This window comes from Streptomyces sp. NPDC101237, assembly GCF_044767465.1.
In the GTDB taxonomy this organism is placed as follows: Bacteria; Actinomycetota; Actinomycetes; order Streptomycetales; family Streptomycetaceae; genus Streptomyces; species Streptomyces gramineus.
In genome coordinates this window covers 1-21,334 of record NZ_JBIWNY010000006.1, presented here as the reverse complement: position 1 = coordinate 21,334, position 21,334 = coordinate 1, and the positions used below count along the sequence as shown (strand labels likewise).

At 70.7% G+C, this 21,334-nt stretch carries 19 protein-coding genes; 10 read left to right on the top strand and 9 right to left on the bottom strand.

The genetic code is table 11. The annotated features are described in order from the left end of the window. Positions 1-17 precede the first annotated feature (17 nt). From pstA to pstS, 3 genes are all read right to left on the bottom strand, one after another. Positions 18-1,073: a phosphate ABC transporter permease PstA gene (pstA, locus tag ACIRQ9_RS11245; protein WP_404169982.1), complete on the bottom strand. Its 1,056-nt coding sequence runs from the start codon at positions 1,071-1,073 to the stop codon at positions 18-20. After that, positions 1,070-2,077 carry a phosphate ABC transporter permease subunit PstC gene (gene pstC, locus ACIRQ9_RS11240; protein WP_404169979.1) on the bottom strand — a complete coding sequence of 336 codons (1,008 nt, stop codon included), beginning with the start codon at positions 2,075-2,077 and terminating at the stop codon, positions 1,070-1,072. Before pstC ends, pstA begins: the two co-directional genes overlap by 4 nt. 144 nt (positions 2,078-2,221) lie before the next feature. Continuing rightward, complete coding sequence (gene pstS / locus ACIRQ9_RS11235; protein ID WP_404169976.1) at positions 2,222-3,355, bottom strand: phosphate ABC transporter substrate-binding protein PstS; 1,134 nt, start codon at positions 3,353-3,355, stop codon at positions 2,222-2,224. A 366-nt stretch (positions 3,356-3,721) separates the two neighbouring features. Between pstS and ACIRQ9_RS11230 the strand changes: the two genes are divergently transcribed. Next, positions 3,722-5,284: an FAD-binding oxidoreductase gene (locus ACIRQ9_RS11230; protein ID WP_404169973.1), complete on the top strand. Its 1,563-nt coding sequence runs from the start codon at positions 3,722-3,724 to the stop codon at positions 5,282-5,284. Between the two features lie 92 nt (positions 5,285-5,376). Here the strand turns inward: ACIRQ9_RS11230 and ACIRQ9_RS11225 are convergent, their stop codons facing one another. The 5 genes from ACIRQ9_RS11225 to ACIRQ9_RS11205 all read right to left on the bottom strand — a co-directional run bounded on the left by ACIRQ9_RS11225 (position 5,377) and on the right by ACIRQ9_RS11205 (position 10,069). Continuing rightward, positions 5,377-6,069 (bottom strand): phosphatase PAP2 family protein, encoded by a 693-nt coding sequence (locus ACIRQ9_RS11225; RefSeq protein ID WP_404169970.1) that lies wholly within the window; start codon positions 6,067-6,069, stop codon positions 5,377-5,379. Positions 6,070-6,262: 193 nt separating this feature from the next. Further along, positions 6,263-7,282 (bottom strand): NlpC/P60 family protein, encoded by a 1,020-nt coding sequence (locus ACIRQ9_RS11220; RefSeq protein WP_404169967.1) that lies wholly within the window; start codon positions 7,280-7,282, stop codon positions 6,263-6,265. Between the two features lie 73 nt (positions 7,283-7,355). Next, positions 7,356-8,126, bottom strand: coding sequence for a trypsin-like serine peptidase (locus ACIRQ9_RS11215; RefSeq protein ID WP_404169964.1), 771 nt, complete (start codon positions 8,124-8,126; stop codon positions 7,356-7,358). Between the two features lie 72 nt (positions 8,127-8,198). Continuing rightward, positions 8,199-8,960: an SDR family oxidoreductase gene (locus ACIRQ9_RS11210; protein ID WP_404169961.1), complete on the bottom strand. Its 762-nt coding sequence runs from the start codon at positions 8,958-8,960 to the stop codon at positions 8,199-8,201. A 182-nt stretch (positions 8,961-9,142) separates the two neighbouring features. Beyond that, positions 9,143-10,069 carry an oxidoreductase gene (locus tag ACIRQ9_RS11205; RefSeq protein ID WP_404169958.1) on the bottom strand — a complete coding sequence of 309 codons (927 nt, stop codon included), beginning with the start codon at positions 10,067-10,069 and terminating at the stop codon, positions 9,143-9,145. 73 nt (positions 10,070-10,142) lie between these two features. Between ACIRQ9_RS11205 and ACIRQ9_RS11200 the strand changes: the two genes are divergently transcribed. From ACIRQ9_RS11200 to ACIRQ9_RS11165, 8 genes are all read left to right on the top strand, one after another. Continuing rightward, positions 10,143-10,745, top strand: a complete 603-nt coding sequence (locus ACIRQ9_RS11200) for a TetR/AcrR family transcriptional regulator (protein ID WP_404169955.1) — start codon at positions 10,143-10,145, stop codon at positions 10,743-10,745. A 267-nt stretch (positions 10,746-11,012) separates the two neighbouring features. Continuing rightward, entirely contained in the window at positions 11,013-12,377 is a 1,365-nt protein-coding gene (locus ACIRQ9_RS11195; protein ID WP_404169952.1) for a peptidase S8, read from the top strand. A gap of 525 nt (positions 12,378-12,902) precedes the next feature. Continuing rightward, on the top strand, positions 12,903-13,211 hold the full coding sequence (locus ACIRQ9_RS11190) for a hypothetical protein (RefSeq protein WP_351328461.1): 309 nt from the start codon (positions 12,903-12,905) through the stop codon (positions 13,209-13,211). 141 nt (positions 13,212-13,352) lie between these two features. Beyond that, the gene (locus ACIRQ9_RS11185; RefSeq protein WP_404169949.1) at positions 13,353-14,186 is read left to right on the top strand and encodes a hypothetical protein; all 834 of its coding nucleotides are present in this window, start codon (positions 13,353-13,355) and stop codon (positions 14,184-14,186) included. Next, positions 14,176-15,501 carry a hypothetical protein gene (locus ACIRQ9_RS11180; RefSeq protein ID WP_404169946.1) on the top strand — a complete coding sequence of 442 codons (1,326 nt, stop codon included), beginning with the start codon at positions 14,176-14,178 and terminating at the stop codon, positions 15,499-15,501. Before ACIRQ9_RS11185 ends, ACIRQ9_RS11180 begins: the two co-directional genes overlap by 11 nt. Continuing rightward, complete coding sequence (locus tag ACIRQ9_RS11175; protein WP_404169943.1) at positions 15,498-17,057, top strand: SCO6880 family protein; 1,560 nt, start codon at positions 15,498-15,500, stop codon at positions 17,055-17,057. The genes ACIRQ9_RS11180 and ACIRQ9_RS11175 overlap by 4 nt, the downstream gene beginning before the upstream one ends. Before the next feature lie 14 nt (positions 17,058-17,071). Next, positions 17,072-18,487, top strand: coding sequence for an ATP-binding protein (locus ACIRQ9_RS11170; protein ID WP_404169940.1), 1,416 nt, complete (start codon positions 17,072-17,074; stop codon positions 18,485-18,487). Positions 18,488-18,500: 13 nt separating this feature from the next. Next, positions 18,501-20,030, top strand: coding sequence for a type IV secretory system conjugative DNA transfer family protein (locus ACIRQ9_RS11165; protein WP_404169937.1), 1,530 nt, complete (start codon positions 18,501-18,503; stop codon positions 20,028-20,030). On the opposite strand, the gene ACIRQ9_RS11160 is transcribed toward ACIRQ9_RS11165, so the two are convergent. Then, positions 20,027-20,593, bottom strand: a complete 567-nt coding sequence (locus tag ACIRQ9_RS11160) for a GNAT family N-acetyltransferase (protein ID WP_404169934.1) — start codon at positions 20,591-20,593, stop codon at positions 20,027-20,029. The genes ACIRQ9_RS11165 and ACIRQ9_RS11160 overlap by 4 nt on opposite strands. A gap of 95 nt (positions 20,594-20,688) precedes the next feature. On the opposite strand from ACIRQ9_RS11160, the gene ACIRQ9_RS11155 reads away from it, so the two are divergent. Continuing rightward, complete coding sequence (locus ACIRQ9_RS11155) at positions 20,689-21,240, top strand: isochorismatase family protein (protein ID WP_404169930.1); 552 nt, start codon at positions 20,689-20,691, stop codon at positions 21,238-21,240. Positions 21,241-21,334 lie beyond the last annotated feature (94 nt).

Below are 21,334 nucleotides of genomic sequence, written 5' to 3'. Positions count from 1 at the left end.
GTCGCCGTAGGCCGCGGTCAGCGACCGGTCTTCGGGGCCTTCCAGCGGGCGATGCCGCGGGCCACCAGGTTCAGGATCATCACAAAGGCGATCAGCGTCAGCGACGCCGCCCACGCACGGTCGTACGCGGCGTTGGCACCCGCGCTGTTCGCGTACTGCTGGTAGATGAACAGCGGCAGCGACGACTGCGCACCCTCGAAGGGGTTGTTGTTGATGAACGGGTTGCCGAACACCAGCAGCAGGACCGGGGCGGTCTCACCCGCGATACGGGCGATGGCCAGCATGACGCCGGTGGTGATGCCGCCGATGGAGGTCGGCAGGACCACCTTCAGGATCGTGCGCCACTTCGGCACGCCCAGGGCCAGCGAGGCCTCGCGCAGCTCGTTGGGCACGAGCTTGAGCATCTCCTCGGTGGAGCGGACCACGACCGGCATCATCAGGATGGCCAGGGCCAGCGATCCGGCGAAGCCGAAGGGCTGCATGTCGAAGATCAGCATGAGGCTGAGGATGAACAGACCCGCGACGATCGACGGGATGCCCGTCATCACGTCCACGAAGAAGGTGACCGCCTTGGCGAGCCGGCCGCGGCCGTACTCGACGAGGTAGACGGCGGTGAGGATGCCGATGGGGGCACCGATCACGGTGGCGAGACCGACCTGCTCCAGGGAGCCGATGATCGCGGCATAGGCGCCGCCACCGGCCTCGGAGTCGGCGACCACACCCATGGAGTGGCTGAGGAAGTAGAAGTCCAGGACCTTCACGCCGCGCGAGATGGTCACCCAGATCAGGGAGACCAGCGGGATGACGGCGATGATGAACGCGACCCAGACCAGCGAGGTCGCGATCCGGTCCTTGGCCTGGCGACGGCCCTCGACCCTGGCGGCGATGGCGAAGGTGCCGAGGATGTACAGGAGGGCGGCGATCAGACCCCACTGGATCTTGCTGTCCAGGCCGCCGACGAGGCCGATGACCACACCGAGGACGATGGACCCGCCGACGATGGCGTAGGGGGACCACTTGGGAAGGGTCGCGCCCTGCAGGCTGCTGCGGCGGTCGACTGCTGCGGTGCTCATGCGTTGGCCCCCGAGTACTCCGCACGGCGCTGGATGATGAAGCGGGCCGCGCCGTTGACCAGCAGGGTGATGACGAACAGGACCAGACCGGACGCGATCAGCGCGTCACGGCCGTCCGCGGTCGCCTCGCTGAACTTGCTGGCGATGTTCTGGGCGAAGGTGCCGCCGCCCGGGTTGAGCAGGCTGGCGTGGATGTCGAAGTCGGGGGAGAGCACGGTGGCGACGGCCATCGTCTCGCCGAGCGCGCGGCCGAGGCCGAGCATCGAGGCGGAGATCACGCCGGAGCGGCCGAAGGGCAGCACCGACATGCGGATGACCTCCCAGCGCGTGGCGCCGAGGGCCAGGGCCGCCTCCTCGTGCATCTGCGGGACCTGGCGGAAGACCTCGCGGCTCACGTTGGTGATGATCGGCAGGATCATGATCGCGAGCAGGATGCCGACGGTCAGCATCGAACGCGGTGCGCCGCCGTCCCAGGAGAAGATCCCGGTCCAGCCGAGGTACTTGTCGAGCCAGCCGAACAGCCCGGTCATGTGCGGTACGAGGACCAGGGCGCCCCACAGGCCGTACACGATGGACGGCACGGCGGCGAGCAGGTCGATCACGTAGCCGATGGTGCCGCCGAGCCTGCGCGGCGAGTAGTGCGTGATGAACAGCGCGATCGCGACGGCGATCGGGACCGCGACGGCCATGGCGATGATCGAGGAGACCACCGTGCCGAAGGCCAGCACCGCGATGCCGAAGGTCGGCGGGACGAGGTTGGTGTTCCACTCGAAGGTGGTGAGGAAGTTGCCGTGGTCGCGGCTGATCGCGAGGGCGGCACGGTAGGTGAGGAAGACCGCGATCGCGGCCATGATCACCAGCAGCAGGATGCCGGAACCACGGGAGAGACCGAGGAAGACCCGGTCACCCGCGCGGGAGGCGCCCCGGGCGTTGCGCTTCTGCTCGGCCGCGCCGGGTCGTGGGGTGGGTGGAGATGCGTCTGTCGTCTGCGTAGATATGTCCATCGGGTTCTCCGGTCTGCGGAGCCGCCTCGGCGGGCGGCTCGGAGGAGCCGTACCCCCCCGGTGTGCGGGCGTACGGCTCCGGGCGGCGGTGCACCGGACGGTGCGGCCGGGCTCCTCACGGAACTCGGCCGCACTCGCGGATCTTTAGCTCAGGCCCTCGATGGTGGAGCGGACCTTGGTGATGATGGCGTCGGGAACCGGGGCGTAGTCGATCGTGGAGAGGACCTTCTGGCCGTCCTCGGAGGCGATGTAGCGCAGGAACGCCTTGGTCGCCGGGAGGGTGTCGGCCTTGTTGCCCTTGTCGCAGACGATCTCGTAGGTGACCAGGGTGATCGGGTAGGCACCCTCCGCCTTGGTCTTGTAGTCCAGCTGCAGCGCCAGGTCCTGGCCGGTGCCGACGACCTTGGCGGCCGCGATGTCGGCGGTGGCGGAATCGGTGGACGGGGCGACCGGCTTGCTGGCACCCGTGTCGATCGAGACGGCCTTGATGCCGTCCGAGACGTAGGAGAGCTCGAAGTAGCCGATGGCGCCGGAGGTCTGCTTGACCTGCTGGGCGACACCCGCGGACTGCGGAGCGGACTGGCCGCCCTTGGCCTGCCAGGCCTTGCCGCCGGAGTACTTCCAGTCGGACGGGGCGGTGGCGATCAGGTACTTGGTGAAGTTGTCCGTCGTGCCCGACTCGTCCGAGCGGTGGAACGCCTGGATCTTGAGGTCGGGGAGCTTCGCGTCGGGGTTCAGCTTCTTGATCGCCGCGTCGTTCCACTTGGTGATCTTGCTGTCGAAGATCTTGGCGAGGGTCGGCGCGTCCAGGACCAGGTTGTCGACACCCGGGACGTTGTAACCGAGGGCGATCGGGCCGCCGACCATCGGGAGGTCGATGCCCTGGCCGCCGGCGCAGACCTTCTTGGAGGCGGTGACCTCTTCCGGCTTCAGCGCGGAGTCGGAGCCGGCGAAGGCGACCTGACCCTGCGTGAAGGCGGTCACACCGGCGCCGGAGCCGGAGCCCTTGTAGTTGATCTGCACACCACAGGCCTGGGAGAAGGCCTTGACCCAGGCGTCGATCGCGTTCTTCTGCGCGGACGAGCCGTCGGCGAGCAGCTGGCCCTTGGCGTCGTCGCACTTGATCGAGCTGGCGTTCGCGGAGGCCGAGGCGGTGCTCGAAGAACCGCTGCCGCCACCGTTGTCGTCCGAGCCGCACGCCGAGAGGGTCAGGGCACCGGTGACGGCGACAGCACCGAGAGACAGGGCGCGCAGCCGGTTCTTGCGCTGAAGCTTCACTTTCGGGAGTTCCTTCCAGATGCGCCACCGTCGGCGGCGTGCGAGGTAATCGTGGTGGGGTGAGGGCCTCCTGTCTGTGCATTCATGGCCGCTCACCGCACCGGGTAAGGCCGAAATTAGGCAGAACAGGTGAAGGCGCCGATGGCCATAGGTAAACGGAGGGTGAACCCCTGCCGTCAACCCGGTTAGGTCACGGAACGCTCACGGGGAGGGCACGCGCCGGTTCCAACCACCGGGTTACGCGAACATTTATTCGCCGTTCGCCATCGCAGTCGGTATGACGTCACAGCGCTCGTCGCCCCGACACGGGAACCCGTGTGCGACGCACGCCGTCTCGTCCCACGAGAGCCGACGAAAGGCACGGGCATGGAACGGCGTTCCTTCATATCGGGCGGGGCCGCCGCCCTCGCGGCGAGCGCACTGGCGGGGTGCGGCTCCGGCGGCACCCCCACGTCCCGCGCGACCGGGGCGCCACCCGCGTCCACATCCTCTCGTACGCCGCTGAAGACCACCAGCGCAGCGGCCGCCGCCAACTGGACCGCCCTGGCCCACGCCCTGTGCGGCACCCTGGTCCGCCCCGGCGACGCGAACTGGACGACCGCCCACCAGCTCTACAACACCCGCTTCGACGGACTGAAGCCGTCCGCCGTGGCCTACGTGGCCCACGCCGACGACATCCGCACCACGCTGGCGTACGCCCAGGCCCACCACCTGAAGGTCTCCGTCCGCAACGGCGGCCACTCCTACGCGGGCTACTCCTCCGGCGACGGCCGCCTGATCTTCGACGTCTCCAAGCTCAACCGCATCCGGGTCTCCGGCGGCACCGCGGTCGTCGGCGCGGGCGCCAAGCTGATCGACGTCTACCGCGGCCTCGCCGCCAAGGGCGTGACCGTCCCGGCGGGCTCCTGCCCCACCGTCGGCGTCTCCGGCCTGGTCCTCGGCGGCGGCCACGGCGTCGCCTCCCGCGCCTACGGCCTGACCTGCGACAGCCTCACCCGGGCCACGCTGGTCACGGCGGACGGCACACAGGTCGTCGCCGACGCGACGACGAACAAGGACCTCTTCTGGGCGCTGCGCGGCGCCGGCAACGGCAACTTCGGCGTCGTCACCGAGCTGCAGTTCACCACGCACCCGACCCCGCAGGGCGTGACGGCGTACCTCACCTGGCCGTGGGCGAAGGCCGCGCAGGTCCTGAAGGCCTGGCAGGAGTGGGGGCCGTCCCAGCCCGACGAGATCTGGTCGTCGCTGCACCTGGAGAACTCGGGCAGCGCCCCGCGCGTCTCGGTCGCCTGCTTCTCCATGGGCACGTACGGCGAACTCCAGAACGCGGTGGACGCGCTCGCCCACCAGGCCGGTGCCGACGCCACCTCGGTCTCCCTGCGCCGCCACGGCTACGAGGAGGCCATGGAGATCTACGCAGGCTGCTCCTCCTTCGCCACCGAGCCCCAGTGCCACCTGCCCGGTGCCACGCCGGGCCGCTCCACTGCGGGCAGGCTGGGCCGCGAGACCTACGCGGCCCGCTCCGACTTCTTCGACCGCTCGCTCTCGGCGGCCGGCATCCAGACCGTGCTGCGGCAGATCGGCGCGGTGCGGGGCGGCGCCGGAAGCATCGCGTTCACGGCGCTCGGCGGCGCGGTCAACCGGGTCTCCCCGACGGCGACCGCGTTCGTGCACCGGCGGTCGCGGATGCTGGCGCAGTACATCGTGTCGTGGGGCGCCGGATCCTCCGGGAGCACCGGCCGGTCCTGGCTGGACGCCGCGCACACCGCGATGCGGCCGTACGCCTCCGGCGCGGCCTACCAGAACTACGCGGACCCGACGCTGACCGGCTGGAAGAAGGCGTACTACGGGGACGCGGTGACGAAGCTCGGCAAGGTGAAGGCGCAGTACGACCCGAACCGGTTCTTCTCCTACGCGCAGGGGCTGTAACCGGCCGCGGGGGTCGCGGCGGGTCTTCCCGGCCGCGGCCCCCGGTGGGGCGGCGGCCCCGCGCCACCGACGGGGCGGGCCCGACCTCCCGGCTACGCCGCGAGGTCCCGTTCCTCCGACTCGACCGGCGTCCGGGCGCCCGGCACCAGGCCGACCCCCGCCGGCCGCCGCCGCACGATCCACCCCATCCGGGGGGACCCCTCCAGCGCCTTCGTCACCGGCGTCAGCAGGGCGGTCGCCAGCGGGGACAGCAGCAGCACGACCGCGGTGCCGAGGGCGAACCCGCCGACCACGTCCGTCGGGTAGTGCACCCCCATGTACACCCGGCAGAACCCTTCCAGCAGCGCCAGGCCGATGCCCACGAGACCGAACCTGCGGTGCGCGACGAACAGGCCGACGCCCAGCGCCATGGTGATCGTCGCGTGGTCGCTGACGAACGAGTAGTCGGTCTTGCCGGAGACCAGGACGTCCAGCCCCTGATGGGTGAGGAAGGGCCTCGGCCGCTCGACGAAGCCGCGGATGGGGACGTTCACGAGGACGGCGATCGCGGCGGCGAGCGGCGCCCACACCAGCGCGGCCAGCGTGCCCGCCGCGTCCTCGTCGCCCCGGCGCCGCACGGACCACCAGCACCACAGCACCAGCAGCACCATCGCGACCAGCAGCCCGTACTCGCCGACGAACTCCATGACCCGGTCGAACCAGTGCGGTGCGTCCCTGGCCAGGCCGTTGATGTCGTAGAGCAGGTCGACGTCGGGGTTGGACCCGGATTCGGCGAGTACAGCCATCGTGCCTGCGGCCCCTTCGTCGTCGTCCCGGACGCACCTCGTGTGCGCCGCTCGCGGCCACCCCCGTGGTCGGCTACGTCAACAGGAACGCACGGCCCCCATGAGTACGTTCCACCTTCCACCGAATGATCACGCAGACGTTACCGAAGAGAGACACAAACCCCCAGCTCAGGGGGTGGGTTATACGCTCCGTTCACACCGTGGTCGGGAGCGCTTTCGCGCCATCCTCGGTGACCCGGGTCGCCCCGAAGTAGTCGGCGCCGTCGATGGGGTCGAACCGGATGACCGCCCCGGTGAACGGCGCGTCGATCATGTAGCCGCCGCCGACGTAGATGCCCACGTGGTGGATGGCGCGGGAGTTGGACAGGTCGGTGGAGAAGAAGACCAGGTCCCCCGGGAGCAGCTCGTTGCGCGCGGGGTGCGGACCGGCGTTGTACTGATCGTTGGCGACACGCGGCAGCGTGATCCCGACACTCTCGTACGCCGCCTTCGTCAGGCCGGAGCAGTCGAACCGCCCACCGTCCTGAGCTGTGCCGTTGCCGCCCCACTTGTACGGGGTGCCGAGCTTGTTCTGGGCGTACTCGATGGCGCCGGCGGCCTGCCTGGTCGGGGAGAGCCGGCTGACGGGCGCGGCGAAGCTGTCCGCCAGCGTGGTGATCGTCCTGACGTAGTTCTGGGTCTCCTTGTACGGCGGCACACCCTTGTACTTGATGACCGCGTACGCGCCCGCGTTGTAGGCCGCGAGCATGTTGTCCGAGATGTTGCCGGGGACGTCCTTGACGTACGAGGCGAGCTGGCAGTCGTAGGAGGCGGCCGACGGAATCGCGTCATTCGGGTCCCAGACGTCCCGGTCGCCGTCCCCGTCTCCGTCGATGCCGTGGGTGGCCCAGGTGCCCGGGATGAACTGAGCTATCCCCTGCGCGGCCGCCGGGCTCTGCGCCCTCGGGTTGAACCCGCTCTCCTGGTAGAGCTGCGCCGCGAGCAGGGCCGGGTTGATCGCGGAGCACAGGTTGCCCCACTTCTGCACGAGCGTGGAGTAGGCAGCCGGTACCGCGCCCTTGGCCAACGCCTTGCCGGCCCCGCCGGCGCCGCCCAGCAGGTTCCCGGCGACGATGTACACCCCGACCACGAGCAGCATGACGAAGCTCAGCCCGACGCCGACCGCCGCGCCACCGATCACCCAGACTTTCCGCACGCCCCAACCCTCCCCCATGCCAGGGCTGTTCAACGCCATTTCGGCCGAGAGTGGCGCTATTTAGCGGCAGGACGGCGTGGCTGACGCCGTTTCAACCGGTCACGACGTCCTTGTACAGCTCGCCGGCCTCGCTCCCGAGCACCACGCTGTAGGACGTGTCGGCGGTCGAACCGCCCTGCTCGTGCCCGCCCAGCACCCCGACCACCTGGTGGTCGCCGTTCACCCAGGGACTCCCGCTGGTGCCGCCGGTGAACTCGGGGCAGTCGATCCGCTGCTGCGTGGCGCTGTGCGCGACCGGCTTGTTGGTGCAACTGACGGGCACCTCACGGGAGTCGGGATATCCGGTGACGGTCACCGCGGTGGCCCCGGTCGCCATGCCGCTGACGAACCGGTTGGCGCCGGTCACCTCCTCGACCTGCCTGCCGCCTCGTGCCTCCACGGCGGCGAAGGCCACGTCGCTGTCCTCGTCCCGCCCCTTCGCCCAGCCGTCGGGCAGGTACCGCTCCGCCACCTTCCACACCCCGTAGGGCGCCTGCCCGTCCCGGTACCCCGGTACGAAGACGAGCCCGCCCGCGTCGTCGCCGTCCACGCAGTGCGCGGCGGTGACGATCAGGTCGCGGCGCGGGCTGTGCACGACGGAGGCGGTGCAGAAGTGGTGCCCGGCCAGGTTCCCCGCCTGGTCGGCGCTGAACAGCGCCCCGACCCGCGCGCTCTCCGCGGTCGGCCCGACCAGCGCGGTCACTCCGAACGGGCCGGGGCCGTCGTCGGCGGCCGCCACGGACGCCGAGGTGGCGGCCAGCACGGCGGCCGCGCCGAGCGCGAGGCGGCGCGAGACGGAAGAGATGCGTGAGGTGCTCTTCATCAGCGCCCACTGTGTCCCAGGAAAGTGAGAAACGGTTCCCTCTTTCGCTGAGATTTTTCTGTGAACCTCGCCTCAGAACGTCGTCGTCATCCCGCCGTCCACCGCGATCGTCTGGCCCGTGATGAAGGAGGCCGCCCCGCTCGCCAGGAAGACGACGATGCCGGCGATCTCGGCGGGGCGCCCCCAGCGGCCCAGTGCCGTGCGCGTGCGCAGCCACCGCTCCCCCTCCGGGTCCTCGGCGAGTTCCGCGTCGACGTCCGTGACGAACGTGCCCGGGGCCACCGAGTTCACCGTCGTGCCGCTGGGTCCCAGGTCGGCCGCCAGCGCCCGGGTCAGCCCGTCCAGACCGGCCTTCGCGGTGGCGTAGGCGACGTCGCCGGTACGGCCCAGCCGGCCGACGACCGAGGAGACGTTGATGACGCGGCCCGGGGTGTCCCGTGCGGCCAGGCCCCGGGCGACCGTCTGGCTCAGCGCGTACGCCGAGGTCAGGTGGAGGTCCAGGAGCGCGGACAGCTCGTCCGGGGTCATCTCGTGGACCCCGCGCCGGTCGCGGTGGCCCACGTTGTTGACCAGGATGTCGATCGCGCCGAGGGCGTCCACGGCCTCCTCGGCCGCCTGCCGGTCGGTGACGTCGAACGCCGAGCCCACCGCGTCGAGGCCCTCGTCGCGAAGGCGCCCGGCCACCGCCTCCAGCGCCGCCGGGTCACGGCCGTTGAGGATCACCCGCGCGCCCGCGCCCGCCAGCCCCCGGGCCATCTCCAGACCCAGTCCGCACACGGAGCCGGTCACCAGGGCGGTGCGCCCGCCGAGCGCGAAGTCCACGCCACCGCTCATCCGGCCGCCTCCCGGAAAACCGTCGTATCCGTCGTGCCCGTCGTGTCCCGCTCACCGTATCCGGCGGCCGCGGGCGGTCCGGCGGCCGTCCGGGGGCGGGAGGCGGTCACCGGCTCTGTGGCACGGTCACCGGCGCTGTGGCACGGTCACCGCCGGGGCCCGCCCGTCGGTGGCGTGCGGCCTCATCCGCCGGTCACGGTCCGTACTGCCCCGGCCCCGAGCGGCCACGTCACTCCGGTCATCTCCTCCGACAGCGTCCACAGCCTGCGGGCCGCCACCGGATCGCTCGCCGCCGGGCTGCGGCCGGCCAGCGCCGGTGCGCCCCGCATGCCGCCCATGCCGTCCGGGCCGACGTAGCTGGCGCCGGGCAGGTCCTGGGTCGCCGCGTACAGCGTGGGAAGGGCGCCCGCCCGGTCGTCCTGCGCGACGACCAGGTTGCCCAGGCGCAAGCCGAGCCGGGCCAGCGGGTTGGCCGTGCGGCTCTGGAGGTTGGTGGCCGCGTAGCCGGGGTGGGCGGCCAGCGCGCGGACCGGGGAGCCCGCCTCGGTGAGCCGGCGCTGGAGTTCCAGGGTGAACAGCAGGTTGGCCAGCTTGGACTGGGCGTAGGCGCGGGTCGGGCTGTAGCCGCCGCGGAGGTTGACGTCGGCGAAGTGGATCACGCCGTCGCCGCCGCGGTGCAGGCCGGAGGAGAGCGTCACCACCCGGTCCGTGAGATACGGCAGCAGCAGGTTGGTCAGCGCGAAGTGGCCCAGGTGGTTGGTGCCGAACTGCATCTCGAAGCCGTCCGCGGTGGACTGCTCGGGGAGCATCATCACGCCCGCGTTGTTGATCAGCAGGTCCAGCGGGCGGTCCCAGCCGGCCGCGAACTCCCGTACCGAGGCGAGGTCCGCCAGGTCCAGGCGGCGCACCTCCGTGCTGCCGGCCAGCCCCGCGGCGGCGGCGCGCCCGCGCTCGGGGTCCCGCACCGCGAGGACGACGTGCGCACCGGCCCGGGCCAGCGCGTCCGCCGTGGTGCGGCCGATGCCGCTGTTGGCGCCGGTGACCACGGCCGTGCGGCCGGCGAGATCGGGGAGGTCGGATGTGTTCCATGTGCCAGTTTTCTCAGCCATGGCGGTCAATGTAGGCGTCGACAACAATGCTGTCAACGACAACAAAGATGCCAGCGCCAACATACGGGTTACGATGCCCTCCATGCCGCACAGCCGCCCCTACCACCACGGAGACCTGCGCGCCGCGCTGCTCACCAGCGCCGAGCGCACCCTGCGCGAGAAGGGCGCCGCCGCGCTGTCCCTGCGCGAACTGGCCCGCGACATCGGCGTCAGCCACGCCGCGCCCGGCCGCCACTTCAAGGACAAGCAGGCCCTGCTGGACGCGCTCGCGCTGAGCGGGTACGAGCGCCTGCAGCGCGCCCTGGACGCGGCCGACGACCCCACCGCCCCCCTGGAGCCGCGGGTCACCGCGCTCGCGCAGGCCTACCTCACCTTCGCGGTGGACCATCCGGAGCTGCTGGAGCTGATGTTCGCGCGCAAGCACGACCCGGAGAGCTCCGTGCAGACCGCCGAGGTCATCGACGCCTCCCTGGGGTCCTTCACCCGCCTGGTCGCCGACGCGCAGTCCCGGGGCGAGATCATCGAGGGCGACCCGGAGCGGCTCACGCTCGTCGCGGCCGCGAGCATCCACGGCCTCGCCGCCCTCATCGCCGGCTGCGCGCTGCCGGCCCACGAGGCCATGGCCGGACTGGACGAACACGTCCACCACGTCCTGCACGGCCTGAAGCCCCGCTGACGACGGCCCACCCCGCCCCGGTCGACGCGCGTCGACGGCCGTCCCCGCGCCCCGGGTCAATCGGACCCCAACGTCCGGCCATCCACGGCCCAATGATCAGTATTCCGCGGCCGTCCTTGAGTAACGCGGAAGTCAGAATTCCGACACCCACCTTGTTGTCGCGTACTGAACAAGGCGATGGTCGTCGCGGGCCGCCGCCCCCACTGGCAACCACGCCGGTGGCCCCCACCCGCAGGCCTCTGCCCCCCTCTTCCAGGAGGCTGTACGTTGCGCACGACCACCCCCGACACCCCCCACATACGCGGCAGATGGCGCCGCGCCGGCTCGGCAGCCGCGGCCACCGCCGCCCTGCTCGCGGCCGGACTCGGCACCGCGGCCCACGCCACCGCGGCCACCGCGACGGCCCACGGGGTCAGCGCCCGGACCGTCGCCGCCCAGGTCGCCAAGGCACATGTGCGGTACGAGAAGGCCGGCTGCGGAGCCACCCCGAAGAAGGGCTTCGCCGCGTGCGACGCCCTGCGGGTCACCGGCGGCACCACCGCGTTCATGGAGAAGCAGGCCGCGCTCAAGGGCGTGACCCCGAAGACCGTCCGGCCGGACGCCGCGTCCGACTCCCCCACCGGATACGGCCCGAACGACATCCAGTCGGCCTACGGCCTCACCTCCGCCGCCGCCTCCGCCGGCTCGGGCGAGACGGTCGCCATCGTCGACGCCTACGACGACCCGAACGCCGCCGCGGACCTCGCGACCTACCGCTCGCACTACGGCCTGCCCGCCTGCACGACGTCCAACGGCTGCTTCAAGAAGGTCTCCCAGACCGGCTCCACCACCTCGCTGCCCTCCGCCGACAGCGGCTGGGCCGGAGAGGAGTCCCTCGACCTCGACATGGTCAGCGCGACCTGCCCCCAGTGCAGCATCCTGCTCGTCGAGGCCAAGTCGGCCTCCGACGCCAACCTGGGCACCGCGGTGAACGAAGCCGTCAAGCTGGGCGCGAAGTTCGTCTCCAACAGCTACGGCGGCTCCGAGTCGTCCTCGGACACGTCGTACGACACCTCGTACTACAAGCACCCGGGCGTGGCCATCACCGCGAGCGCCGGTGACGAGGGCTACGGCGCCGAGTACCCGGCCGGCTCCCGCTACGTGACGGCCGTCGGCGGTACCGCCCTGAAGTCCTCCTCCACCGGCCGCGGCTGGACCGAGTCGGTCTGGAGGACGTCGAGCACCGAGGGCACCGGCTCCGGCTGCTCCGCCTACGACGCCAAGCCCACCTGGCAGACCGACACCGGCTGCGCCAAGCGCATGATCGCCGACGTCTCCGCGGTCGCCGACCCCGCCACCGGCGTCTCCGTCTACGACTCCTACGGCGCGGACGGCACCGGCTGGAACACCTACGGCGGCACCAGCGCCTCCTCGCCGATCATCGCCTCGGTCTACGCCCTGGCCGGCACCCCCGCCGGCAGCGACTACCCGGCCCAGTACCCCTACACGGCGGCCGGCACCTCCGCACTGAACGACGTCACGAGCGGATCCAACGGCTCGTGCTCCACGTCGTACTTCTGCACCGCCCGGTCGGGCTACGACGGCCCGACCGGCTGGGGCACCCCTGAAGGGACCGACGCCTTCACCGGCTGAGCCCCGGCAGGACCTCCCCGTCGGGTCACGGGGAGCCGCCACCGTGAGGGGGACGTGGGGTCCCCTCGGCGGCACGCAAAAGGGAAACGGGTCACGGCAGCCGGCCGCGGCCCGTTTTTCCTCGTCCTCACCCACCCGGCCAACTCCCCTGAGCGCTCACCGCCTTCACCGGCTGACCGCCCGTCACCATCCCCGTGGGCCCCGACAGCAGCCGGGGCCCACCGGCCGCTTCCGCACGGCCACCGTGAGAACATCGTCTCGACCCCTCACCCGACCGGCCCTCATCCAACGCGCCAGGTCATAAAGGGGGTCAACGACGGAACCACACGACAGGTTCCGCTCAGGCCTCATTGCCCGGCGTGACCTGCCGTGATACACAGAGTGACCGTACGATCCCTTCGTACGAAACCCGCCAATCGATGACGTCAAGTCGACATACTCCGGCGACGTTTTCGGCGAGAATGATGCGTGACCTCTGCACCCGGCAGGGGCGAACGGAACTACCCACCAGGGGCGGTGACTTACGTGTTCTATGCGGCCGACAAGGGAGACATCAACACCATCATCGGCGGGATCGCTCCGGACTGGGGCCCCTTCGGCAGCCTGGGCAACGAGGCGAAGACGATGATCCAGGTGGTCATGGCCGTCGCCATCCTGCTCTGCCTCGGCATCGCCGTCTGGGGTGCCGCCAAACAGCGCATCGGCGCCACGGCCCTCCGCGACACCTTCAGTGCCGAACAGGGCAAGGGCCTCATCATCGCCGGACTGACCGGAGTCTTCATCATCGGCTCACTCGGCACCCTGTTCACGATCGTGTACGGCATGGCCGTCTAGCCAATCTGCACCTCCCTTTCCCCCGCTCCGAGGTTGCGTCTCCCTGATGTCGAGTCAACACACCGCGCCCGCGCGGGAACCAGCACGGCTACCGTCGTACTGCTACGCGTTCCGGTACGACGTGGAGGGGGAGTACCCGGCATGAGCCTCGGAGACGAGCCCGGCTACCCGGAGACCGGCCACACCCGCACCCGGCTGCCCGAGAGCGACCCCTACGGCGGCGCGTCCCGCCGCGGCGGCCGCTCCTCCTCCAGAAGCCTGGTGACGGTCGTCGGCGTGGTCGTCCTGCTCATCGCGGCGATCGCCTTCGCGAACAGAGGCGGCGGCGGGGACGCACCCGCGGCGAAGACGACCGGCGGCAACGGATCCCAGCCCAGCAGCAACTCCACGGCGGCGAGCGGGACACGGCCGGTGGAGACGAAGAGCACCGAGGGAATCCCGACCGGCTTCGCCCACAGCGAGCAGGGCGCGCAGAGCGCGGCGGCCAACTACTCGGTCGCCCTTGGCTCGACGGACATGTTCGTCACGGCCAAACGGCACGCGATCGTGGACACCATCTACTCTCCCGACGCCGCCGCCAACAGACAGGCCGGGCTGGACAGCGCCTACTCCAGCGCGAAGTTCCTCGCGAACATCGGCCTCAACAAGGACGGCAGCGCACCGGCCGGCCAGACCTTCGTCTCCCGGGTCGTCCCGGTCGGCACGAAGGTCACCCTGTTCAGCACGGACACCGCCACGGTCGAGGTCTGGTACACCTCACTCTTCGGTCTGTCCGGCGCGGCCTCGACCAACCCGGTGACCGAGAGTTGGTACACCACCTCCTACGAACTGACATGGGCCGACAACGACTGGAAGATCACCGACTTTCAGCAGAAGGACGGGCCGGTTCCCGTCGGTCGTGACCAGCAGGCCGCCACGGCCGACGACATGACCCGGGCCGTGGAGGAATTCGGAGGGTTCACGTATGCGCGCTAGCCACCGGCTCCTCAAACTCGGCGTGGTCCTCGGCACCCTTCAAACGGCCGCGGTACTACAGGCCACCTATGCCGCCGCCGCACCCTCGCCCTCCCCCACACCGAGCGGTGACGCCTGCGACCTCATTCGCGGCCCTGCCAAGGACTACTGCGAGAAAGGCGGCGGCAGCGGAGGCGGTGGCTCCACCACCGACCCCCTCACCTCCACCCTCGACCCCCTCTCCTCCCTCGCTCAAGGCTGTGCCAAGGCCGCCTCCTGGACCGTCGACAAGCTCAGCGCAGCCGTGAAGGAGACCGCCAACGTCGACTTCACCAACGAGAAGTTCCTCCAGCAGTACGCCGTCGTCTTCGCCGCCTCGACGATCCTCACGCTCCTGCTCTGGCTCCTGGCCGTCGCCAAGCGCGCGGTGCGAGGCGTCCCCCTCAGCACCGCCCTCTCCGAAGCCATCGGCTTCCTCTGGCTCACCGTCCTGGCGTCCGCCTTCACGCCCCTCATCCTTTACACCGTCGTCTCGGCCACCGACGGCGTCACCGACGTCCTCGCCAAGACCACCGGCAACCAGACGGACACGTTCTTCGGCACCTTCTCCGGCGCCCTCGGCAAGGGCGACGACATCGGCGGCGGCCCGATCATGCTGATCGTCGTCTCCCTGGTCAGCATCCTCGCCGCCGGCGTCCTCTGGCTGGAGCTCGTCATCAGGGCCGCCCTGCTCTACGTCGGCGCCCTCCTCGGCACCGTCGTCTACGCCGGCCTCGTCGACAAGAACCTGTGGGGCCACGTCCGCCGCTGGGCCGGCATCATGATCGCCGTCATCCTCGTCAAGCCCGTCATCGTGATAGTGCTCGGCCTCGCCGGCGCCCTGTCCTCCGACGGCGGCCCCGACGCGTTCTCCGCCGTCGTCTCCGGCCTCGCGATCATCCTCCTAGCCATCTTCGCCAGCGCGATGATCTACCGGTTCGTCCCCGGCTTCGGCGACGAGATCGCCGCCGGCCGCAGCAACCGCATCATGTCGGGCGCCGAGGGCAAGGCCGCAGCGGTCATCAGCAGCCCCGCCAACCTGGTCGCCCAGGGCATCAGGACGCACAGCGCCCGCGCCGACAACAACGGCGGTGGCGGGGGCGGCGGTTCCGGCGCCTCCGGTGCCCGCCCGTCCAACCCCGCCTCGGGCGGCGTCGCCGCGCACAGCACCCGCACCCCGACCGGTGGTGGCGGATCTGTCCCCTCCGCCGCACCCGCACCGCGCACGCCCAGCCCGGTGAACACCCCGCACGCCGGCAACACCCGCAACAACAGCTCGGGAGGTGAAGGGCGTTGACGACCGAGTCCCACCTGTCCCATCCGGTCACGCCCCGCCGTACGTATCTGATCGGCCGCGCCAGGCCGAACGCGATCGTCGGCAGGAACCGTGAATCCGGCGAGATCGTGCTGATCATCGCGGGCGCGTTCCTCGGCATGATGTGCGGGCTCCTCGTCCCCGTCCTCTCCCTGCGGATCGTGCTCCTCATGGGCTTCCCGCTGCTCGCGCTCGCGGCGGTCTACGTGCCGTACAAGCGCCGCACGTTCTACAAGTGGTTCGAGATCAACCGCAGTTTCAAGCGCACCCTGCGCCGGGGCACCGTCTACCGGTCATCGGCCGCCGAGGCCGGCACCCGGATCGACGGCCGCGAGGTCGAGATCGGCCCGCCGCCCGGCATCGGCCGGATCAGCTGGCTCGCCGCGCCCTTCGGCCCCGACGAGATCGCCGTCCTCCTGCACGCCGACCGCAAGACGGTGACCGCCGCGATCGAGATCGAGGGTCCGGGCGTCGGCCTGCGCGACTCCGAGGACCAGGAAGCCCTCGTCGACCGCTTCGGCACCCTGCTCAAGCACGTGGCCAACGGCGACGGCTTCGTCACCCGCCTGCAGATGCTCGCCCGCACCCTCCCCGCCGACCCCGACGCCCACGCCAAGGACGTCGCCCAGCGCGGCGACGAGAAGGCACCGGGCTGGCTGTCGCAGTCGTACGACCAGCTGCAGTCCATGGTCTCCACCAGCAGCGAGCAGCACCGCGCCTACCTCGTCGCCTGCATGCACTACTCACGCGAACTGGCCGCCGAGGCCCAGGCGATGGCCCGCGCCGCCCGCCCGCAGTCCGGCCGCAAACTGGACCGCGACGCCGGACTCGCCGTCGTCATGGCCCGCGAACTCACCGACATCTGCTCCCGCCTCCAGGAAGCGGACATCCGCGTCCGCCAGCCCCTCGGCCAGGGCCGCCTCGCCTCCCTCATCCACTCCATGTACGACCCGGACCACCCCATCGACCACATCCAGGCGATGACCCAGCGCAACGCCTGGCCGGCCGAACTGGACGCCATGGAGCCCACGTTCCTCCAGGCGAAGACCCGCGAGTCGAGCACCCGCGCGCCCTGGTGCCACGCCACCGCCTGGGTCAAGGAGTGGCCGATGACCCCCGTCGGCGTCAACTTCCTCGCCCCGCTGCTCGTCCACACCCCGGACGTCATCCGCACGGTGGCGGTCACCATGGACCTCGAACCCACCGAGGTCGCCATCGAACGCATGCTGACCGAGAAGACCAACGACGAGGCCGAGGCGTCCCGCGCCGCCAAGATGAACCGCACCGTCGACCCGCGCGACATCGCCGCCCACAACCGCCTCGACCAGCGCGGCGAGGACCTCGCCAGCGGCGCCGCCGGCGTCAACCTGGTCGGCTACATCACGGTCTCCTCCCGCACCCCGGAGGCCCTCAACCGCGACAAGCGCACGATAAGGGCGTCCGCGGGAAAGTCGTACCTCAAACTGGAATGGTGCGACCGCGAGCACCACCGCGCCTTCGTGAACACACTTCCCTTCGCCACCGGAATCCGAAGGTAGAGGCTGATGCGCTGATGAGGGACCCGCTGTCCGTCCTCACCGAAGCCTTCACGTCCTTCCTGTTCGGGAAGGTCGAGACGACCCGCTCCCCGGTCCGCACCTCGACCGGCCAGGCCCAGGCGGTCTACCTGCCCACCGCCGCCCCCGGCCTCGGCGACTCGGGCGTCATCATCGGCCGCGAGGTGTACTCCGGCAAGGGCTACATCTACGACCCCTTCCAGCTCTACGGCCAGCAGCTCCCGGCCCCGCACTGGCTGGTCCTCGGCGAGTCCGGCAACGGCAAGTCGGCCCTGGAGAAGACGTACGTCCTCCGGCAACTGCGCTTCCGCGACCGGCAGGTCGTCGTCCTGGACGCCCAGGGCGAGGACGGCGTCGGCGAGTGGAACCTCATCGCGGAAGAGCTGGGGATAACCCCCATCCGGCTCGACCCGGCGGCCGCCCTGAACCACGGCATCCGCCTCAACCCGCTGGACCCCTCCATCACCACCACGGGCCAGCTGGCGCTGCTGCGCACCATCATCGAGGTGGCGATGGGCCACGGCCTCGACGAACGCTCGGGCTTCGCCCTCAAGGTCGCCCACTCCTACGTCAACGAGACGATCCTGGACCGCCAGCCGGTCCTGACGGACATCGTCGAGCAGCTGCGGCACCCCGAACCGGAGTCCGCCGAGGCGATGAACGTCGCCATAGACGACGTACGGGCCTGGGGCCTGGACGTCGCCCTGGTCCTGGACCGCCTGGTCGACGGTGACCTGCGCGGCATGTTCGACGGCCCGACGACCGTCGGCATCGACCTCGACGCGCCGCTCATCGTCTTCGACCTCTCCCACATCGACCGCAACTCCATCGCCATGCCCATCCTCATGGCGATCGTCGGCGTGTGGCTGGAGCACACCTGGATCCGCCCCGACCGGAAGAAGCGCATCTTCCTGGTCGAGGAGGCCTGGCACATCATCAACAGCCCGTTCGTCGCCCAGCTCTTCCAGCGACTGCTGAAGTTCGGCCGCCGGCTCGGCCTCTCCTTCGTCGCGGTCGTCCACCACCTCTCCGACGTCGTGGACGGCGCGGCCGCCAAGGAGGCGGCGGCGATCCTGAAGATGGCGTCGACCCGGACGATCTACGCCCAGAAAGCGGACGAGGCGCGCGCCACCGGCCGGGTCCTCGGCCTGCCACGCTGGGCGGTCGAGATCATCCCGACCCTCACGCCGGGCATCGCCGTCTGGGACGTCAACGGCAACGTCCAGGTGGTCAAACACCTGGTCACCGAGACGGAACGGCCGCTCGTCTTCACGGACCGCGCGATGACCGAGTCGTCCGCCGACCAGCTCGCCGCCGACGACGCCCTGCGCGCCGCCGAACTGGAGGCGGAACAGCGGGCGGCGGCCTTCGTCGAGCAGCACCTCGGCGACTCGGAATCGACGGTGGCGTAGGGAGGACCCGATCGTGAGACCGGACCCCCGGCAGGAGCGCGAGCAGCTCAGCGGCGGCGGCATCCCCGACGGCCTGCTGATCGGCATACTCGCGTTCCTGCTCGGCATCACGGCACTGGTGTGGACGGCGACCGGCCTGGCGGCCTGGTTCGCGCAGGGCGCCTGGCCGTCGTCCGTCGACCTGACCCGCACCCCGCTCGCGATGCGCCACCTCATCGGCGCACCGCACGACGTCGCGGGCGCCTGGCCGGACACACCGCCCGCCCAGCTGTCCGGATGGGGGCTGTTCTGGGGCCTGTTCATCGGCCAGCTGATGATCCTGCTGGTCCTGACGGTCTTCGTGATGGGCACGGTGGCCCGCTGGCGTGCCGGCAGAAGACGACGAGCGGCGGAGAGGCACGCCGCCGCCACGGCACCACCGCTCCCGGAGCCCCGCACGGCACCGCTACCGGCGCCGCCACCAGCACCGGCTCTCGCACCGGAAGCGACACCCGAAGCCGGCCCGGCACCGGCCGTCCCCGCCGTGACCGAGCCGCTCCCGGCGGCCCCCGTCCTCATCGAGTCGACGGCCGCCTTCCTTCCCGCGGTCGCCGCCCAGGCCGGAGGATGGACGGACATCCACATCGCGCCCAGGGACAGCCGCCGCGCCACCGCGGCCCAGGCCATCCGAGACGCGGCCGGCCCCGCCCTCGTCGTCACCTCGAACCCGGCCCTGTGGTCCGACACCAAGGACGCCCGCGCCAAGCTCGGCCCGATCCTCCTCTACGACCCCCACCACCTCTGCGACACCCCGGCCCGCTTCCACTGGTCCCCCACGGCCCACTGCGACGACAAGCAGACCGCGGTGCACCGCGCCCAGGCACTCCTGACCCCCGTGAAACCCACCGCCAGGATCGACCAGGCCGTCACCGACACGGCCGAGACGCTCCTGCGCAGCTACCTGCACGCCGCCGCCCTGGAGAACCGCACGATCCGGCACGTCCACCGCTGGGCACAGGGCACCGGCGTCCAGGACGCCGTCCGGACCCTCCGCACCCACCCGAAGGCGGCTCCCGGCGCGGCCGGCGAACTCGAGGCCGCCCTCACCTCCCACCCCGAACGCCGCGACATCGCGCAGGAGTTGACGGCCCGCGCGCTCGCCGCCCTGTTCACGGTCAACATCCGCGAGGCGTGCACGCCGAACCGATCCGATGCCCTCGCCCTGGATTCCTTCGTCTCCGAAGGGGGCACGCTTTACCTGGTGGGTGAATCCATCGAAGACCCCAGGACCAACCCGGGCGCGATGCCTCTCGTGACGGCACTCGCCTCCAGCGTGGTCGAGCGCGGCCGGCGCATGGCCGAACGGTCATCCTCCGGTCGGCTCGACCCACCACTCACCCTGGTCCTGGACGACGTGGCGGCCGTCGCTCCGCTTCCTCAGCTGCCCGATCTGCTCGCCACCGGCGTCGACCAGGGCCTGCCGACGCTCGCGCTGATCCGCTCCCACGAACAGGCCCGCTCCCGCTGGCCGCACCGGGAGCTGCCGGTCCGCCCGACCGCCTAGGAAGCCCACTCCAGGACGAACTCGAACTCGTCTTCCGAGTCGTCCTTGTCGAACGGCACGGTCACCCCGCTCGGTACGAACCCCGCCTTGCGGTAGGCCCCTTGGGCGCGCGGGTTGTCCTGGTGCACCAGCAGCCGCACCCGCTCGACGCCCTGTTCCCGCGCCCAGGCCACACCGGCGTCGAACAACGCCTTGATCAGACCGTTCCCGCGGTGCTCGGGCCGGACGAACACGCCGACCACATGTCCCTGCCGCCGCTCGACCGGGGCTCCGGCCCAGTCCGTCGAGCCGGCCTCTTCGACCAGCACGGTCAGGCTCCCGGCCCACGTCCCGTCCGCCGCCTCGGCGATGAACTGCCGCGCCCCGCTCGGCTCCTCGGCCGATCGCTCGGCCCGCTCCCGGTAGAAGGAGTCCGGCCGTGCCACGGCGTCCTCGTAGGTCTCCATGAAGGCGATACGCGCCACCGGGTCCCGCAACGCGACGAGCCGCAACCGCTTCACGGCCTCCCACTCGTCGGCCCGTATCGCGCGAACAACGTAGTCACCGCCGGTGATCCCATCCATACGGCCACGGTAGCCGCAGCCGTCCACACGCCTCACCTCGTTTACGACGGCTCGCACGGCGCCCGTTGTCAGTGCCCCGGCCTACTGTGGAGGCCATGACGACTCTGCCGAACCGCCCGCACACCGCCCTGCTGATCGTGGACGTGCAGAACGGAGTGGTGGATGGCTCCCCTCATCGCGACGAGGTCATCGCCAACATCAACACCCTGCTCGCCAAGGCCCGTTCCGAGTCGGTCCCGGTGATCTGGATCCAGCACTCCAGCGACGAGCTGAAGCCGGACAGCGCTCCCTGGCAGTACGTCCCGGAGCTGGTCCGTGAGGAGGACACCGAGGCCCTCGTCCCCAAGCGGTACGGCGACTCCTTCGAGGACACCGAGCTGGAGTCCGTCCTGGCCCGGCACGGCGTGGGCCGCGTGGTCGTCACGGGCGCCCAGACCGACGCCTGTATCCGCTCCACGCTGCACGGGGCGATGGTCCGCGGTTACGACGTCACGCTGGTCGGAGACGCGCACACCACGGAGGACCTCACCGCGTACGGTGCGCCGGCGCCGGAGCTGGTCATCTCCCATACGAACCTCTACTGGCAGTGGCAGGAGGCTCCGGGCCGAAAAGGCGGCACGGTCGCCACATCGGACGTAGTGTTCTAGAAATGCGGAAAGGCCCACACCATACGGTGTGGGCCTTTCCCAATGATTGTTCGGCGGTGTCCTACTCTCCCACAGGGTCCCCCCTGCAGTACCA

Coding starts and splice junctions, on each gene's coding strand:
- pstA (WP_404169982.1), bottom strand. CDS start 1,073: ATGAGCACCGCAGCAGTCGACCGCCGCAGCAGCCTGCAGGGCGCGACC.
- pstC (WP_404169979.1), bottom strand. CDS start 2,077: ATGGACATATCTACGCAGACGACAGACGCATCTCCACCCACCCCACGA.
- ACIRQ9_RS11230 (WP_404169973.1), top strand. CDS start 3,722: ATGGAACGGCGTTCCTTCATATCGGGCGGGGCCGCCGCCCTCGCGGCG.
- ACIRQ9_RS11225 (WP_404169970.1), bottom strand. CDS start 6,069: ATGGCTGTACTCGCCGAATCCGGGTCCAACCCCGACGTCGACCTGCTC.
- ACIRQ9_RS11220 (WP_404169967.1), bottom strand. CDS start 7,282: ATGGGGGAGGGTTGGGGCGTGCGGAAAGTCTGGGTGATCGGTGGCGCG.
- ACIRQ9_RS11215 (WP_404169964.1), bottom strand. CDS start 8,126: ATGAAGAGCACCTCACGCATCTCTTCCGTCTCGCGCCGCCTCGCGCTC.
- ACIRQ9_RS11210 (WP_404169961.1), bottom strand. CDS start 8,960: ATGAGCGGTGGCGTGGACTTCGCGCTCGGCGGGCGCACCGCCCTGGTG.
- ACIRQ9_RS11205 (WP_404169958.1), bottom strand. CDS start 10,069: ATGGCTGAGAAAACTGGCACATGGAACACATCCGACCTCCCCGATCTC.
- ACIRQ9_RS11200 (WP_404169955.1), top strand. CDS start 10,143: ATGCCCTCCATGCCGCACAGCCGCCCCTACCACCACGGAGACCTGCGC.
- ACIRQ9_RS11185 (WP_404169949.1), top strand. CDS start 13,353: ATGAGCCTCGGAGACGAGCCCGGCTACCCGGAGACCGGCCACACCCGC.
- ACIRQ9_RS11180 (WP_404169946.1), top strand. CDS start 14,176: ATGCGCGCTAGCCACCGGCTCCTCAAACTCGGCGTGGTCCTCGGCACC.
- ACIRQ9_RS11170 (WP_404169940.1), top strand. CDS start 17,072: ATGAGGGACCCGCTGTCCGTCCTCACCGAAGCCTTCACGTCCTTCCTG.
- ACIRQ9_RS11160 (WP_404169934.1), bottom strand. CDS start 20,593: ATGGATGGGATCACCGGCGGTGACTACGTTGTTCGCGCGATACGGGCC.
- ACIRQ9_RS11155 (WP_404169930.1), top strand. CDS start 20,689: ATGACGACTCTGCCGAACCGCCCGCACACCGCCCTGCTGATCGTGGAC.